This window comes from Streptomyces sp. NPDC058307 (genome assembly GCF_042880295.1).
Classification (GTDB): Bacteria; Actinomycetota; Actinomycetes; order Streptomycetales; family Streptomycetaceae; genus Streptomyces.
Genome location: NZ_JBHVYZ010000001.1, coordinates 205,961 through 220,874 on the forward strand (window position 1 = coordinate 205,961; position 14,914 = coordinate 220,874).

Below are 14,914 nucleotides of genomic sequence, written 5' to 3' on the forward strand. Positions count from 1 at the left end.
CGCAGCCCCTCAGAAGTCGGTGGGGAGACCGTCGTGGACGAGTGAAGGCCCGGATGCCCCGCTGTCGGGAACGTAGTCCGCCTCGACAGTACGGCTCGCGTCAAGCCGCGCGGGCCGGTAGTAGTCGCTGCCCCGCCTCCAGTACCAGAGCATCGGGACCAGCCCCACGGCCAGCCCGCCGACGCCGATCGAGATCGCGGCGGTGCTCAGCTCGCTCAGCGACTCGACGAAGATCCAGAACATGAACAGGGCGCCCAGCAGCGGCCACAGCCCGCCGAGCAGGAAGTCTGTCGCGGACTTCAGCAGCATCTTGCGGTACGCGACGACGACCGCGAGGCCGCTGAGGCCGTAGTAGACGGCGATCTGCAGGCCGATGGCCGAGATGGCGTCGGAGAGGATGTCGCCCACCGAGCCCAGGGCGTTGGAGGCGATGAACATCAGCAGCGCCACGCCGCCGACCACCACGATCGCCACCCACGGGGTGTTCCAGCGGCGGTGCACCCTGCCCAGCGCGGACGGCATCGTACGGTCCCGGCCCATCGCGAACAGCGAGCGCGTGACCTGGATCAGCGTGGTCTCCAGGGTGGCGATGGTCGACAGCATCACCGCGACGATCAGCAGCTTGCCGCCCCAGCCCGGCCAGATCTCCTCACCGAGCACGGCAAGGACGTTGGCGTCGTTCTCATCGATCTGCTTGGAGGTGAGGATGACGTTGACCGCGATGGTGAACACCTCGAACAGCAGGAACACGATGCCGACGCCGATGAGCCCCGCGAGCCCCGTCGTACGGCGGCTGTTGCGGGTCTCCTCGCTCAGGTTGCTGGTGACGTCCCAGCCCCAGTAGTAGAACGCGGCGATCAGCGCTCCCGACGCGAAGCCGGCCATGCCGTCGAAATGGCCGAAGCCCAGCCAGGACCACTCGAAGGCGCGCGCGTTGCCCGTGTGGAAGAGGGCGAGCACCGCGAACAGGGCCAGTATCGCGAGCTCGACACCGGACATGACGAGCTGGGCGCGCACGGTCAGCCGGGCACCGCCGAGCACCACGAGCAGCATCAGCACGAACCAGGCCGCGCCCACGACGGTCGACAGCGCGGTGTTGTCCGCGAGGTCCTGGTCGAAGAGGGCCAGCGTCATCGAACCGGCGGGCAGCGAACCGGCCACCATGAAGATGGTCGCCGAGATCACCAGCGCCCAGCCGGAGACGAACCCCAGAAAGGGATGGAGCGTACGGCCCACCCAGGAGTAACTGGCCCCCGCGTTCACGTCGATCCGGCTGAGATAGCTGAACGCGAGCGCGATGCCCAGCATCGGAATCGCGCAGTACAGCAGAGCCGCCGGACTGGCCAGGCCCACCGAGCCGACCAGCACCGCGGTGGTCGCGGCGATCGAGTACGCCGGCGCGCTGCCCGCGACGGCCATCACCACGGTGTCGAAGGTACCGAGGGCATTGGCCTGCAGCCCTCTGCCCCTGCTGATGCTCATGGTTGCGCTGCTTTCCGTAGGGCACGACGCACGGGGGAGGGGACCGCACGGCGCAAAGGGGGTGGGGGGTGGCTCCGCCCCGGACCGCGAGAGGGATGGCCTCGGGCAGGGGTCGGTGAAGAGAGGTACCAAGGGGGTGTGGTGCGGGGGACCGTACGGTCGCTGCGTCGACGACCGGTCACTCCGTGTATGCGAGTGATGATAGCTCTATTCCTTGACCCTTCAAGATTAACTGGGGGGTAACCTTCCGGCTGTGGAATGCCTTACTCCGGCGATCTTTTGAGGTTGGGGAGCGCATACGGGGAAACGCGGATCAGGACACGCACCGAACCGCACGCGACGCGCGAGGGAGGCAGCCCATGGGCACCGAACCGACATCTGCCGAGCCGATGGCCGACGACGCCTACCAGCCCACCGGAACCAACGAGGAGCAGGAGGACGCGTCCCCGCTCGACCTCCAGGACGCCGTCGACGAACGGACCTACGACGACATCCTCGACGAGGGCTACTCGCCGCCGGAGAAGCCCCTGGGCGTCACCCGGCACGGCACCACCGCGGCCGAACAGCACGACGGGGAGACCCTCGACGAACGCCTCGCCCAGGAGATCCCCGAGGCGACCGCGCCTCTCGGCGACGAGATCGGCGACCTGCCCGGCGGGGAGGGTGAACCGGTGGACCCCGAGGCCGGTGCCGACCGCGCCGGACGCCTCGTCGCCCCCGACGAGGGCGCCCACACCACGACCACGAAGGACGAGGTCGCCACCGACGTGGGCATCGACGCGGGCGCGGCCGGCGCGGAGGAGGCCGCCGTGCACGTGATCGAGGACCCCGACGAACTCTGACGAGAGTCAGTCCCCGATCCGGTCGATCTGACGGAGCTTGTTCGTGGCGTCCAGGGCCGCGACCTTGTAGGACTCGGCGAGCGTCGGGTAGTTGAACACCGCGTCGACCAGATAGTCGACCGTGCCGCCGCAGCCCATCACGGTCTGCCCGATGTGGATCAGTTCGGTGGCCCCGGTGCCGAAGCAGTGCACGCCCAGCAGGGTGCGGTCCGCCGGGGACACCAGCAGCTTCAGCATGCCGTGGGAGTCCCCGATGATCTGGCCGCGGGCGAGCTCGCGGTAGCGGGAGATGCCGACCTCGAAGGGCACGCTGTCCTCGGTGAGTTGGTCCTCGGTGCGTCCGACGAAGCTGATCTCCGGAATCGTGTAGATGCCGATGGGCTGCAGGTGGTGCATCTGCCCGACCGGCTCGCCGAACGCGTGGTAGGCGGCCGACCTGCCCTGTTCCATGGCGGTCGCCGCCAGCGCCGGGAAGCCGATCACGTCTCCGACGGCGTAGATGTGCGCCACCTCGGTGCGGTAGTTCTCGTCGACCGTGATCCGGCCGCGCCGGTCGGCGCTCAACCCGGCCTTGTCCAGGTCGAGTTCGTCGGTCAGGCCCTGCCGGCCCGCCGAGTACATCACGGCGTCGGCCGGGATCTTCTTGCCGCTCTCCAGGACGGTCAGCGTGCCGCGCGGGTGGCGTTCGACCGCGGCGACGGTCTCACCGAAGCGGAACGTCACCGCCAGGTCGCGCAGGTGGTACTTCAGCGCCTCGATGACCTCGACGTCGCAGATGTCGAGCATCCCGGGCCGCTTCTCGACCACCGTCACCTTGCTGCCGAGGGCGGCGAACATGGAGGCGTACTCCATCCCGATGACCCCGGCGCCGACGATGACCATGGAGCGCGGGACGCGTTCGAGGGCGAGGACGTTGTCGGAGTCCATGATCGTGCGGCCGTCGAACTCGACGCTGTCCGGCCGTGCCGGGCGGGTGCCGGTGGCGATGACGATGTTCTCCGCGCTGAGCAGGCGTTCGTGTCCGGTGACCTCGCGCAGGGCGACGGTGTGCGGGTCGACGAAGCGGCCGGTGCCGGCGTGGAGGGCGATGTGGTTGCGGGAGAGCTGGCTGCGGATCACGTCGACCTCGCGGCCGACCACGTGCTGGGTGCGCGCGGTCAGGTCGGAGACGGTGATGTCCTCCTTGAGCCGGTAGCTCTGGCCGTACAGGTCGCGCTGGGTGAGGCCGGTCAGGTACAGCACCGCCTCGCGCAGGGTCTTGGAGGGGATGGTGCCGGTGTGGATGGAGACCCCGCCGACCATGTCGGGGCGGTCGACGACGGCGACCCGGCGGCCCAGCTTGGCCGCTGCGATGGCGGCCTTCTGGCCACCCGGACCTGATCCGATGACAAGCATGTCGAAGTCGGGCACCCTCGGCAGTCTGGCAGCCGCTGGGCCTGTTTCGATAGGGCGCGGACGACGACGGTCAGGGCAGCAGTTTGTCGAGCGCCGCCGGGCCCTCCGCCGCCAGCTTGCGCCGGGCCCATTCGAGACTGTGCGGGGTGATGTCCTTGCCCGAGGCAAGGATGAGGTCCTCCGGCGAGACTTCGGTGCCGGTACGGGCGTGGAGCAGGTCGTCCGGGGTGGTGCGGTCCTCGGACGGCCCGGACACGTCGGGCTGTGACGTCGGCATGATCTGTGCTCCTCGGATCCGGAGTCGCTGTACGGTCCCGGTGCTGTCAACGGGTCCGATATCACCATTCAACGCCCGGGCCGACCCTGCATCCCGAAGCGCCGGAGCGGACCCCGGTCCGGTGGCATCGACCCCAGGGGCGCCGGGGGTTCCCGGGATGCCCGAATGATCGAAAAGGCGTGTAATGGGACTATTGTCCTCCCGGGTTCGGCAGGAAAGACGATGCCATGTCCCGTACGCGAAACAGCCCCAAGGGCGCCCTGCGCAGACTGGGCGAGTGGTGCGCCCGGCACTTCGTGATCGTCCTGGTGGCCTGGCTCGTGGCCCTGGTCGCCCTGCAGACCCTGAACCGGTCCTTCGGCGGGGAGTACTCCGACAACTTCTCCCTGCCCGGCGTCCAGTCCCAGCAGGGCCTCGACGTCCTGAAGAAGCACGATCCGGCGGCCGGAGGGTACGGCAGCCAGATCGTTCTCCACGACGGTGACAAGGCGCTCACCTCGCTCGGCTCACAGGTCTCCACGACCGTCACCGACCTGCAGAAGCTGCCGCACGTCCTGTCGGCGCAGAACCCGTTGTCCGCGCCCGCCTCGAAGACCGGCCCGCTGTCGTCGGACGGGAAGACGGCGTACATCACCGTCCGCTTCGACGTCCAGCCCTCCACCCTGGGCGACGGCTACCTCCACGGGATCGACGACGCCGTAAAGCCCCTGCGGGCGGCCGGAGTCGACGTCGAGTACGGCGGCCCGCTCGGCGAACTCGCCCGGCCCGCCGCCGACGACCGGGTGAGCGAACTGATCGGGTTCGCCGTGGCGATCGTCGTGCTGCTCGTCGGCTTCGGCAGTGTGATCGCCGCCGGGATTCCCCTGGTCACCGCGTTGATCAGTGTGATCGGGGGACTGGCGTGCCTGGGTCTGCTGGCCGCGGCGTTCACCTTCGCGACCGTTTCGCCCACTCTGGCCACGATGATCGGACTCGGCGTCGGCATCGACTACGCGCTCTTCCAGCTCACGAGGCACCGGCAGAGCCTGATGGACGGGAAGGATCCGGTGCGCGCGGCGGGCGGGGCCACCGCCACCAGCGGCCGGGCCGTCCTGGTCTCCGGCTGCACGGTGATCATCGCCCTGGCGGGGCTGTCCGTGTCCGGGGTCTCGTTCATCGCGAAACTCGGGCTCGCCGCCGCCGTCACGGTCGTCTCCGCCGTCCTGGGCGCCCTGACCCTGGTCCCGGCCCTGCTGGGACTGATCGGCACCCGGATCGACCGCTACCGGGTGCGCCGTCCGGTCGCCGAGACCGACGCCGCCGGGGGCGAGACGGCACAGGGGACATGGCACCGCTACGCCCAGCGGGTCGAGCGGCGGCCGTGGCGATACCTGGCCGCCGGTGTGACGGCCGTCGTCGTCCTCGCCATCCCGGTCCTCTCCCTTCAGCTGGGCCACATCGGCGACGGCGCCGACCCCACCTCCTTCACCGACCGGCGGGCCTACGACCTGATGACCGACGCCTTCGGTCCCGGCTCCAACGGCCCGCTCACCGTCGTCATCGACCAGACGTCCGTACCGTCCTCCCAGCGCTCGGCCCTGACCTCCCAGGCGCAGAAGACCCTCGGCGGCGTGTCCGGCGCCGCCGCGGTGACCTCGCTGACGCCCACCAAGGACGGGGACGTGCTGCTCGCCACCGTCTACTCCAAGCAGTCCCCGCAGAGCGCCGGCACCACGGATCTCACCAACCGCCTCGTGGACAGCACCCTGCCCGCCGCGGTCTCCGGCACCGACGCCAAGGGGTACGTCACCGGCACCACCGCCGCCCAGGTCGACTTCCGCGACATCGTCTCCAGCCGGCTGCCGCTGATCATCGGTGTGGTCGTCGCCTTGGCGTTCCTCATCATCCTCGCGGTCTTCCGCGGGCTGCTCGTCGCCCTGAAGGCCGCCGTCCTCAACGTCCTGTCGATCGCCGCCTCCTACGGCGTCGTCGTCGCCGTCTTCCAGTGGGGCTGGGGCGGCCCCGCGCTCGGCGTCTCCGGCAAGGTGCCCATCGAGAGCTATGTGCCGATGATGATGTTCGCGATCATCTTCGGGCTGAGTATGGACTACGAGATCTTCCTGCTCTCCCGGGTGCACGAGGCCTGGCTGCGCACCGGGGACGCCAAGGCCTCCGTGGCCCACGCCCTGGAGATCACCGCCCGGGTCATCACCTGCGCGGCACTGATCATGGTGAGCGTCTTCGCCGCCTTCGTCATCAGCGACAACATCGTGGTCAAGATGCTCGGACTGGGCCTCGCGGTGAGCGTGCTGATCGACGCGACCGTCGTACGGCTGCTCATGGTCCCCGCCGTCATGACCCTGCTGGGCCGGCACGCCTGGTGGACACCCCACTGGCTCGACCGGATGCTCCCGCACATCGACGCCGAGGGGGAGCAGGAGGCGGACGGGGCGGTCAGCGGGAGTGCGGGGCGGCGGGCGCGAGAACGAGCATCGTGACGTCGTCCTCGAGCGTCGGGGCATAGCGGACGAGGTCGGCCCAGACCCGCTCGACGAGATCCGGGAGGTCGTCCGCGAAACCGGTGATCCGGTCGAGCAGCGGGTAGAACACCCCGGCGGCGTTCCGGGCCTCCCACACCCCGTCTGAGGCCAGGAAGAGCCGGTCGCCGGGGTGCAGGGCGACCGTGATCCCGGTCGGCGGCGAGGCGTCGGACAGGCCCAGGCCGAGCGGGGTGCCCACCGGGACGTCGAGTTCCACGGCCCGCCCGTCGCGCAGCAGGACCGGGCCGGGCTGCCCGCACGCCACGATCCTTACGGCCGTGGCGCCGGCGCCGAACTCCAGCACCACCGCCGTCGCGAACAGCTCCGAGTGCCGTACGGCCGCGGAGTCCACCGCCAGCCTGCGGTCCAGCCGCGCGGCCACCGACTCCGGGTCCGGCCGGTCCAGCACCGCCTCCCGGAAGGACCCCAGCAGCGAGGCGACGGTCGAGACGGCCGACAGCCCGTGCCCCTGCACATCGCCCATCACCGCCCGCACCCCGCAGGGCCCCTCCCGTACGTCGAAGAAGTCACCTCCGACCAGCGTCCCGCGCTGCGCGGCGCGGTACAGCCCCGCACACCGCACGCCTCCCACCCGCTCGGGCAGCGGCGGCACGACGGCCCGCTGCGCTGCCTCCGCGACCGCGCGCTCGGTCACCAGCTGGGCGTCACGCCGGCTGCGGACGTACGACACGACCACACTGAGCGCCGCGACGAAACCCACGGTCAGCACATCCGTGCTGCCCGGATCGTTCAGCTGGAAGGCCGGCACGTTCAGCACGACCAGGACGGACACGCCGAGCACCGCGGTCGCCGCCGGTCCGTACGACAGCACGGCCATCGGCGGAATGGCGCCCAGCAGGAACCCGATGTCGAGCGGATGGGGGCTCACGAGGGTCGCCACGCACACCCCCGCCAGCAGCGCGGCGGGCAGTGCCCGTACCCAGCCCGGCGGCGGCGCGCCGCGCAGCCAGCTCCGCCGGTCCCGGTCGCGCAGTCCGCTCACACCACCACGCTGCTACGACCCGCCGGTCCCCGCACCCCGAACCGTCTCTAGAAGGGGGTGAGCGTGAGCCGGATCCCGGTCGGCGCCGTGTCCTGGACGTAGGAGGCGAAGTCGGCCACGTCGTCGAAGGCGAAGCCGTACGCCTTGCCGTCCGCCGTGGCCGCGTGCACGGCCCTGGCGTAGTGGTTGGTGAGCGCCGTCCGGTAGAAGGAGGCGGGGTCGGTGGTCGGCTGGGCGGCGGAACTCACCAGCGTCGACCGGTTGAACCCGGCACCGAGCACCGCCGCGACCGGCCCGGTCGTGCCGTCGTTGGGAGCGGCGAGCGAGCCGTCGCAGAACAGGACGTCCCGGGTCGACGGCCGGGCGAAGGAGACCTGCGCGGGGCCGGTGAACACGAGCCGGTCCGCGCGCACCCGGCCGGTGAAGGCGCCCGCGTTCGTGGTGACGGTCAGGTCCCTGCCGGTGTACGTGCTCCACACCTCGTCGATGTACGCCGCGAAGTAGTCCGCCGGGAACAGGCCGGCGTCCAGACCGTGACCGGGCGAGATGACCCGCGTGTCGTCCACGACGAGCGGCGCGAACTCCTGGACCTGGCGTACGGCGGCGAAGGCGCCGGCCCGCCCGGAGGCGCGCAGGGTGCCCGTCGTCTGGTCCCGTGTCCCGGTCAGCCGGATGCTCAGCGGCACGCTGAACATGTCCACCATGGTGGTGTTGCAGAACATGCCGGCCGAGTTGTACGTGAACTCGGCGCAGTCGTGCAGGACCAGGTAGTTGGGGTCCGAGGTCACCCAGCCGGCCGGGTACTGGAGGGCGGGGTCGCCGTTGCCGTCGGTAACGACCTTGAACTTCAGCTTCGCGCCCAGGGACACGTAGATCCGGCCGGACAGGTAGGGGATGGACAGCCTGGTCTCGCCGCTGCCGGCCAGAGTTATCGCGTAGTCGGTGTAACCGTCGGCGCCGTTGTCGGAGAGGGCGACCGGGGCGAGGGTGCCGTCCGGCGTGACACGGACCTGCCGGCCGTCCTGGTTGCCCACGATGTAGACGTGGACGTTGGCGTTGTCGAAGGCGCCGGTGTTGTTGACGACGGTCAGGGGCAGGGCACCGGCGGCTGTTATGCCGTTGCCCTGGGCGAGGGCGTGGGGGGCCAGTGCGGCGACGGCGGGCGCGGCCGCCATCGCCCCGCCGAGGGCGAAGAGGACCTTGCGGCGCCCGAGGTGGCGTTGGTGACGAGGTGTCATGTGGGGGGTCTCCTCGGAGAATTGAGAGCGCTCTCACGATGTGGACGAGGCCCGATGGTACGGACCACAGGCTCTGCGGCATACAGAGCGGACGGCGGTTAATCCGGCCTTAAGGACCGTTTAAGCGGAGGCCCGGGACCGGACGTGCGCCGCGAAAAGCGATGGACGCCGCTCGCGAAGATCCCGTAGCGTGAGCGGCCACGCCCCGAGACCAGCGGAAGGAGGCGAGTGCCGTGCAGTTCGCCACCCCTCAGCGCTCCCTCTCCGTCGTCCCGGCGTGTCTCGTCTGACCGGGAGCGCTCCCCGCAGTACGCCTCCCGGAGGAATCCACCCATGACCGATCTGGTCATCCGCGCGCTCGACGAGCGCACAGCCCCTGACTTCGACATCCTTCCCGACCCCCTCGGCGCCCGTGAGTCCCACCGGCGCACCCGGCACCGCCCCGACTGGAAGCGTGTGGCCCTGCGCGATGGCAAGGTCGTGGCCCGCGGCGCCTGGTGGGGCGGTCCCGACGACACCGCCCCCGTCAACATCAACTGGTTCGACGTGGCCGAAGGGGAGGAGGATGCCGGCGCCGAACTCCTGCGCACCGCCCCCTGGCAGGTCGAACTCGAAATGGACCTGCCCACGGGCTGGCGCGACGACCCGGGGCTGCGGGCCGCCGCGGAGACCCGCTTCACCGCCGTACAGAAGGCCGGGTACGAGCTTCTGGTCGAGCGGTTCCTGTACCGGTGGACACCGGAGCACGGGCTGCCCGAGCGGCCCGGACGCCTGGAGTTCCGTCCCGAACCGGACGACGCGGTCTTCTTCGACCTGCTGCGCCGCATCCACTCCGCCACCCTCGACGCGCACGCCCTCACCGCCATCGAGGAGGGCGGACTCGACCGGGCCGCCCAGGAGGAACTCGACTTCTTCCACTGGTGCCCCTCGCCCCGCGGGTGGTGGCAGATCGCCCACACCCCGCAGGGAGAGGTCGCCGGGATCCATATTCCGGCCCACAACCCGTCGGGACCCTGCATCGGATTCATCGGCGTGGTGCCGGAACAGCGCGGACACGGCTACGCCTACGACCTGCTCGCCGAGTGCACCCGTTATCTGGTCGAGCGCGGCGCCGAGTTCGTCGCCGGCGCGACGGACCGGGGCAACTTCCCCATGGCCGCGAACTTCACCAAGGCGGGCTATCCCGTCGTACGGGAACGCCTGAACTACCGGCCCACGTCGACTGGCTGAGACGCGTCGGCACCGGCAGCCGGTCCGGCCCGGATGTCGGTGTCACGTATGCCCGAGCTCTTCGCACGCGAACTCGCCTCACGGAGGAGACTGAGCCGCCGGCCTACGCGGTCGGCACGCCGGTTCCGGCGTCCAGCAGGGTCTCGGCCTCGACGAGGATCTCGGTGACCCGCAGACCGAACGCGGCGTCGCACGGATGGGCCTGTCCGGTGCGGGCGGCGGCGAGCAGTCCGTCGGCGGCCCGGAGCACGGCGGGTACGACGTCCTCCGACGACTCCGGGAGCAGGGCGACTCCGCCCGCGCCCCGCAGTTCCAGCCCGACCCCCGCGGCAGCCGGCGGAGCCGTGAGACTCAGCGTCAGGGTGCTCGACGCGCCGCCGGTGTGCCTGAGGACCAGGTGGACGGTGTCCCCGGGCCCGTGCGCGGCCGCCGCCACCTGACGCACCTCGCCCAGCACCGGCAGCAGCACCGACAGGGCGTGTGGACCCACGTCCCACAGGGCGCCCTTCTCCCGCCGCCACGGTGAGTCGGCGAAGGGGCTGTCGTCGGTGAACACCGACCCCAGCCATTCCGCACGTGCCGTGAACCAGCCCTCCACGCCCGCCTGTTCGCCGATCCACGCCTCGGTCTCGGCGAGAAAACGCGAGGTGAAGAACACCACCGAGGCGACATGGGACTCCCGGACGGCGTCAACCACAGCCCGCCCCTGCTCGACCGTCGTCGCGAGGGGCTTGTCCAGCAGCAGATGGCACCCCGCCCGCGCGGCCCGCGCCGCGAGACCGGCCTGCACGGCGGGCGGCAGGGCGACGGCGACGGCGTCCACGTCGGCGAGCAGCGCGTCCACACCGTTGTAGGCGCGCGTACCGTACTCGTCCGCCAGCTCCTTGGCGGCCTCGGTACGACGGCCCCACACCCCGGCGAAGTCGAGCTCCGGATGCGCGCCGAGCGCGGGGGCGTGAGCCATCCTGGCCCAGGGACCGGTACCGAGCAGTCCGATGCGCATACCGCCGCCTCTCTCGCCGTACTGCCGAACCTCACGACGACCGGTCTGGACCAGCCGCCGGTCCAGGTGAGGGTTTCACACGGGCACCGCGGACACGCAACCCCGTCCCGCCACCCGGTCGGCTCGGCGGCGGCACGGTCCCGGATTCAGCACTCCCGTCGCTGAATGCGTTCTCGTTCTTCTATTGGACCTACGGCGGGTGCGGGGCCAGGCTGATGAGGGCCCAGATCCGCGTGACAGGCGAAAGAGGTCCAAGGTCATGCACACGCGCCGCATCGGTGATGTCGAAGTGAGCTCGATCGGGCTGGGCGCCATGCCCATGTCCATCGAAGGGCGGCCGGACGAGGAACGCTCCGTCGCCACCATCCACGCCGCGCTCGACGCCGGCGTGACCCTGATCGACACCGCCGACGCCTATCACCGGGACGCCGACGAGGTCGGTCACAACGAGACCCTGATCGCCAAGGCCCTCGCCTCCCACGAGCGGGGCGATGACGTTCTCGTGGCCACGAAGGGCGGGCATCTGCGTCCCGGGGACGGCAGCTGGACGCTCGACGGCAGCCCCCGGCACCTCAAGGAGGCCTGCGAGGCCTCGCTGAGCCGGCTGGGTGTGGAGGCGATCGGGCTCTACCAGTTCCACCGCCCCGACCCCAACGTCCCTTACGAGGAGTCCGTCGGCGCCGTGCGCGACCTCCTCGACGAGGGCAAGATCCTCCGGGCGGGCATCTCCAACGCGAACCCCGACCAGATCCGACTGGCCAACGAGATCCTCGGCGGCCGACTGGTCTCCGTGCAGAACCAGTTCTCCCCGGCCTTCCGCTCCAGCGAACCGGAACTGCGCCTGTGCGACGAGCTCGGCATCGCCTTCCTGCCCTGGAGCCCCCTCGGCGGCATCTCCCGGGCCGGGGAACTGGGCTCGGCACACGCCCCGTTCGCGCGGATCGCCGAGAAGCACGGGGTGAGCCCGCAGCAGGTCTGCCTGGCGTGGATGCTCGCCAAGTCGCCGGTGGTCGTGCCGATCCCGGGGGCGAGCCGCCCGCAGACGATCCGCGACTCGCTCGCCGCGGCCACTCTCGTGCTCGACGCGGACGAACTCACGGAGCTGGACGCCGCCTGACCCCTCGTTCACCCCCCGGTGGACTGGCACCGGCAATCGCGGTGTCCCTAGGATGGACTCCCTGTCCTGCCGGGCCAGTTGGCGGCACAAGCTGGGGGAATCATGAGCACCGGTAAGAACCTGTCCACGTCGATCGACGCCTCGGTACCCACGGCCGCGCGCATGTACGACCACTACCTCGGCGGCAAGGACAACTACGCGGCCGACCGTGCCGCCTGCGAGCAGCTCGACAAGGTCGTCCCGAGCACCCGCAGGCTCGCCGTCAACAACCGGCGCTTCCTCCAGCGGGTGGTGCGCACCCTCTCGGCCGAGCACGGCATCCGCCAGTACCTGGACCACGGCTCGGGCCTGCCCACGCAGGACAACGTCCATCAGGTCGCCCAGCGCATCGACCCCACCACGCATGTCGTCTACGTCGACAACGACCCGATGGTCCTCGTCCACGGCCGGGCGCTGCTGCAGCAGGACGAGCGGACCACCGTCATCCATGCCGACATGCGGGAGACCGACGCGATCTTCGCCCACGAGGACACCCAGCGGCTGATCGACTTCTCGCAGCCCGTCGCCGTGCTGTTCAACTCCGTCATGCACTGCATCCCGGACAGTGAGACGGACGGACCGGCCGCCGTGGCCCGACGGGTGCGCGAGCGGCTCGCGCCCGGCAGCTTCATGGTGATGTGCCAGCTCGTCAGCGAGGACCCCGAGGTCCGCGAGTTCGTCACCGACTTCATGGACAAGGCGACCCAGGGCCACTGGGGCCGGGTCCGCCAGGAGAAGGACGTCGCCGAGTGGTTCGAGGGTCTGGAGATCCTCGAACCGGGTCTCGTGGAGGTCTCCACCTGGCGCCCCGACACCGACGTGGCCCCCCGCCAGCTCACCCACGAGTGGATCGAGTTCGGCGGCGTGGGCCGGCTGAGCTGACCCGGCCGCCAACGCCTGTATCCGGCCACCAACGCCCCTGGCGCGACCGCGGAGGTCCCGTGCCGGAGGCCTACCCACGTCGGCGGCAATCCGACCCGGGCCCTCGCGCCGGTCGGCCTACGATCCACGCAGTCGGGAAGGGATGCCAGTGGACCGCACCATACGCACGGTGGAGGACGTACTCCAGCTCCTCGACACACTGTTCGCGCCCCAGGCCGACCGCTGGACCGCGGACGCCGGTTCCTGGTGGGACGGCTTCTACGCGGACCGCGCCAAGCCGGTTCCCTTCTTCGTGGCGAAGCCGGACGAGAACCTGGTGTCGTACCTCGACCGCGACCTGGTCACCGTCGGCCGCGCCCTCGATCTGGGCTGCGGCCCGGGCCGCAACGCGCTGCACCTCGCCTCCCGAGGCTTCGAGGTCGACGCCGTCGATCTCTCACCGGCCGCCGTCGCCTGGGCCGAGGAGCGTGCGCGTGACGCGGGGGCCGACGTCCGTTTCGTGTGCGGCGACGCCTTCACCCTGTCGGGCACCGAACTGCGCGGCACCTACGACCTGATCTACGACTCCGGCTGCTTCCACCATCTGCCGCCGCACCGCCGGATCAGCCATCTCGCGCTCCTCGAACGGCACCTGGCGCCCGGCGGCCGCTTCGGCATCGCCTGCTTCGCCGACGTGGGATCGGACCTGCCGGACGCGGAGTTGTACCGGCAGGGCCGGCTCGAGGGCGGTCTCGCCTACACGGCCGAGTCCCTGCGCGGGATCTTTAGCGACCTGACCGAGATCGAACTGCGCCGCATGCGCGACGAGCCGCCCGAGTCACCCTGCTTCGGGGAACCCTTCCTGTGGGCAGGCCTGTTCGGCCGCGACGACTGACCGGGGCCCCGCCCTCAGCCGCCGTAACGCTGCTCCATCGTCTCCTGCAACAGCTGCAGCGACGCCCGCGGTTCGAGCGCGTCGTCCGCCAGCCGGTCCAGGGCGAGCCGGTACTCCTCCGTCTCGTCCCGGTCCTCCAGGAAGTTGGCGCTCTTGATGTGCTCCAGGTAGACGACGTCCGGCAGATCGAGCCCGCCGAAGCGCAGATACGTGATCGGGATGGCGGGAGCGGAGGCGTTCGTCACGTCCAGGGGGATGACCTGCACCGTCACATTGGGGCGCTGGGCCATCGCGATGAGGTGGGTCAGCTGCTCCCGCATGATCTCCCGGCTGCCCAGCACCCGCAGCAGCACCGACTCGTCGATGACCGCCCACAGCTGCGGGGCGTCCTCGCGCAGCAGCAACTGCGCGCGCCGCATACGCAGTTCGACGCGGCGCGCCACCTCGCTCGACGCCGCGGCGGGCAGACCGCGCTCCACGACCGCACGGGTGTAGTCCGGGGTCTGCAGCAGACCGGGGACGTACTGGATCTCGAAGGTACGGATGGCCGCGGCCGCCTCCTGGAGTCCGACCAGCCGGTCGAACCACTCGGGCATCAGCCGCTTGTCGTACCGCTGCCACCAGCCCGGGTCACCGGCGCGCTGGAGCAGCTTGATCAGCACCGAGGACTCGTGGTCCCCGGTGCCGTACAGCTCGAGGAGGGCGCGGACGTCGCTCTCCGACGGGGGCTTGCGGCCCTTGCCCGACTCGATGCGGGACAGCTTGGCGGGACTGAACCCGAGGGCCCGCGCCGCCTGGTCCTGGGCGAGCCCGGCATCCTCGCGGAATCCCGCCAACTGCACGCCGACCAGCATCTTCAGCAGCGTGGGAGCCGGCTCGGTCCGGTCCAGATACGGTTCCAGGCGGGAGATGCGGTGGGACGCGGCAGACATCCTGACTCCCAGTAAACCGGCACAGAGACGACTCACACTATCGCACGCAGCGTGGCCGTAGCGCACCATTCCGTAGATGCC

The 14,914-nt window shown here is 70.5% G+C and carries 13 protein-coding genes; 6 read left to right on the plus strand and 7 right to left on the minus strand.

Features of this window, described 5'->3' with window-relative positions; translation table 11 throughout:
- Positions 1 to 9: 9 nt before the first annotated feature.
- Entirely contained in the window at positions 10 to 1,482 is a 1,473-nt protein-coding gene (locus tag ACFVYN_RS00925) for an APC family permease (protein WP_389990643.1), read from the minus strand.
- 359 nt (positions 1,483 to 1,841) lie between these two features.
- Between ACFVYN_RS00925 and ACFVYN_RS00930 the strand changes: the two genes are divergently transcribed.
- Positions 1,842 to 2,324: a DUF5709 domain-containing protein gene (locus ACFVYN_RS00930; RefSeq protein WP_389990645.1), complete on the plus strand. Its 483-nt coding sequence runs from the start codon at positions 1,842 to 1,844 to the stop codon at positions 2,322 to 2,324.
- Positions 2,325 to 2,330: 6 nt separating this feature from the next.
- Here the strand turns inward: ACFVYN_RS00930 and sthA are convergent, their stop codons facing one another.
- Positions 2,331 to 3,734 (minus strand): Si-specific NAD(P)(+) transhydrogenase, encoded by a 1,404-nt coding sequence (gene sthA, locus ACFVYN_RS00935; protein ID WP_389990647.1) that lies wholly within the window; start codon positions 3,732 to 3,734, stop codon positions 2,331 to 2,333.
- A 55-nt stretch (positions 3,735 to 3,789) separates the two neighbouring features.
- The gene (locus ACFVYN_RS00940) at positions 3,790 to 3,996 is read right to left on the minus strand and encodes a hypothetical protein (RefSeq protein ID WP_389990649.1); all 207 of its coding nucleotides are present in this window, start codon (positions 3,994 to 3,996) and stop codon (positions 3,790 to 3,792) included.
- 227 nt (positions 3,997 to 4,223) lie between these two features.
- Here ACFVYN_RS00940 and ACFVYN_RS00945 point away from each other — a divergent pair, with 227 nt between their 5' ends.
- Positions 4,224 to 6,473 carry an MMPL family transporter gene (locus ACFVYN_RS00945; RefSeq protein WP_389990651.1) on the plus strand — a complete coding sequence of 750 codons (2,250 nt, stop codon included), beginning with the start codon at positions 4,224 to 4,226 and terminating at the stop codon, positions 6,471 to 6,473.
- On the opposite strand, the gene ACFVYN_RS00950 is transcribed toward ACFVYN_RS00945, so the two are convergent.
- Complete coding sequence (locus ACFVYN_RS00950; RefSeq protein WP_389990995.1) at positions 6,430 to 7,509, minus strand: PP2C family protein-serine/threonine phosphatase; 1,080 nt, start codon at positions 7,507 to 7,509, stop codon at positions 6,430 to 6,432. The genes ACFVYN_RS00945 and ACFVYN_RS00950 overlap by 44 nt on opposite strands.
- Before the next feature lie 56 nt (positions 7,510 to 7,565).
- Complete coding sequence (locus tag ACFVYN_RS00955; protein WP_389990653.1) at positions 7,566 to 8,756, minus strand: glycoside hydrolase family 64 protein; 1,191 nt, start codon at positions 8,754 to 8,756, stop codon at positions 7,566 to 7,568.
- A gap of 333 nt (positions 8,757 to 9,089) precedes the next feature.
- Between ACFVYN_RS00955 and ACFVYN_RS00960 the strand changes: the two genes are divergently transcribed.
- Complete coding sequence (locus ACFVYN_RS00960; RefSeq protein ID WP_389990655.1) at positions 9,090 to 9,986, plus strand: GNAT family N-acetyltransferase; 897 nt, start codon at positions 9,090 to 9,092, stop codon at positions 9,984 to 9,986.
- 103 nt (positions 9,987 to 10,089) lie between these two features.
- On the opposite strand, the gene ACFVYN_RS00965 is transcribed toward ACFVYN_RS00960, so the two are convergent.
- Complete coding sequence (locus tag ACFVYN_RS00965; RefSeq protein ID WP_389990657.1) at positions 10,090 to 10,989, minus strand: Gfo/Idh/MocA family protein; 900 nt, start codon at positions 10,987 to 10,989, stop codon at positions 10,090 to 10,092.
- Positions 10,990 to 11,248: 259 nt separating this feature from the next.
- Between ACFVYN_RS00965 and ACFVYN_RS00970 the strand changes: the two genes are divergently transcribed.
- From ACFVYN_RS00970 to ACFVYN_RS00980, 3 genes are all read left to right on the plus strand, one after another.
- Positions 11,249 to 12,106 (plus strand): aldo/keto reductase, encoded by an 858-nt coding sequence (locus tag ACFVYN_RS00970; RefSeq protein ID WP_389990659.1) that lies wholly within the window; start codon positions 11,249 to 11,251, stop codon positions 12,104 to 12,106.
- Positions 12,107 to 12,208: 102 nt separating this feature from the next.
- Complete coding sequence (locus ACFVYN_RS00975) at positions 12,209 to 13,027, plus strand: SAM-dependent methyltransferase (protein WP_389990662.1); 819 nt, start codon at positions 12,209 to 12,211, stop codon at positions 13,025 to 13,027.
- Positions 13,028 to 13,175: 148 nt separating this feature from the next.
- Positions 13,176 to 13,901, plus strand: a complete 726-nt coding sequence (locus ACFVYN_RS00980) for a class I SAM-dependent methyltransferase (RefSeq protein ID WP_389990663.1) — start codon at positions 13,176 to 13,178, stop codon at positions 13,899 to 13,901.
- A 14-nt stretch (positions 13,902 to 13,915) separates the two neighbouring features.
- On the opposite strand, the gene ACFVYN_RS00985 is transcribed toward ACFVYN_RS00980, so the two are convergent.
- Positions 13,916 to 14,833, minus strand: coding sequence for a helix-turn-helix domain-containing protein (locus ACFVYN_RS00985; RefSeq protein ID WP_389990665.1), 918 nt, complete (start codon positions 14,831 to 14,833; stop codon positions 13,916 to 13,918).
- Positions 14,834 to 14,914 lie beyond the last annotated feature (81 nt).

What these genes read in the sequence shown, in the direction of transcription:
- ACFVYN_RS00925 (WP_389990643.1), bottom strand. Translation starts at nt 1,482, where the DNA reads ATGAGCATCAGCAGGGGCAGAGGGCTGCAGGCCAATGCCCTCGGTACC.
- ACFVYN_RS00930 (WP_389990645.1), top strand. Translation starts at nt 1,842, where the DNA reads ATGGGCACCGAACCGACATCTGCCGAGCCGATGGCCGACGACGCCTAC.
- ACFVYN_RS00940 (WP_389990649.1), bottom strand. Translation starts at nt 3,996, where the DNA reads ATGCCGACGTCACAGCCCGACGTGTCCGGGCCGTCCGAGGACCGCACC.
- ACFVYN_RS00945 (WP_389990651.1), top strand. Translation starts at nt 4,224, where the DNA reads ATGTCCCGTACGCGAAACAGCCCCAAGGGCGCCCTGCGCAGACTGGGC.
- ACFVYN_RS00955 (WP_389990653.1), bottom strand. Translation starts at nt 8,756, where the DNA reads ATGACACCTCGTCACCAACGCCACCTCGGGCGCCGCAAGGTCCTCTTC.
- ACFVYN_RS00960 (WP_389990655.1), top strand. Translation starts at nt 9,090, where the DNA reads ATGACCGATCTGGTCATCCGCGCGCTCGACGAGCGCACAGCCCCTGAC.
- ACFVYN_RS00965 (WP_389990657.1), bottom strand. Translation starts at nt 10,989, where the DNA reads ATGCGCATCGGACTGCTCGGTACCGGTCCCTGGGCCAGGATGGCTCAC.
- ACFVYN_RS00970 (WP_389990659.1), top strand. Translation starts at nt 11,249, where the DNA reads ATGCACACGCGCCGCATCGGTGATGTCGAAGTGAGCTCGATCGGGCTG.
- ACFVYN_RS00975 (WP_389990662.1), top strand. Translation starts at nt 12,209, where the DNA reads ATGAGCACCGGTAAGAACCTGTCCACGTCGATCGACGCCTCGGTACCC.
- ACFVYN_RS00985 (WP_389990665.1), bottom strand. Translation starts at nt 14,833, where the DNA reads ATGTCTGCCGCGTCCCACCGCATCTCCCGCCTGGAACCGTATCTGGAC.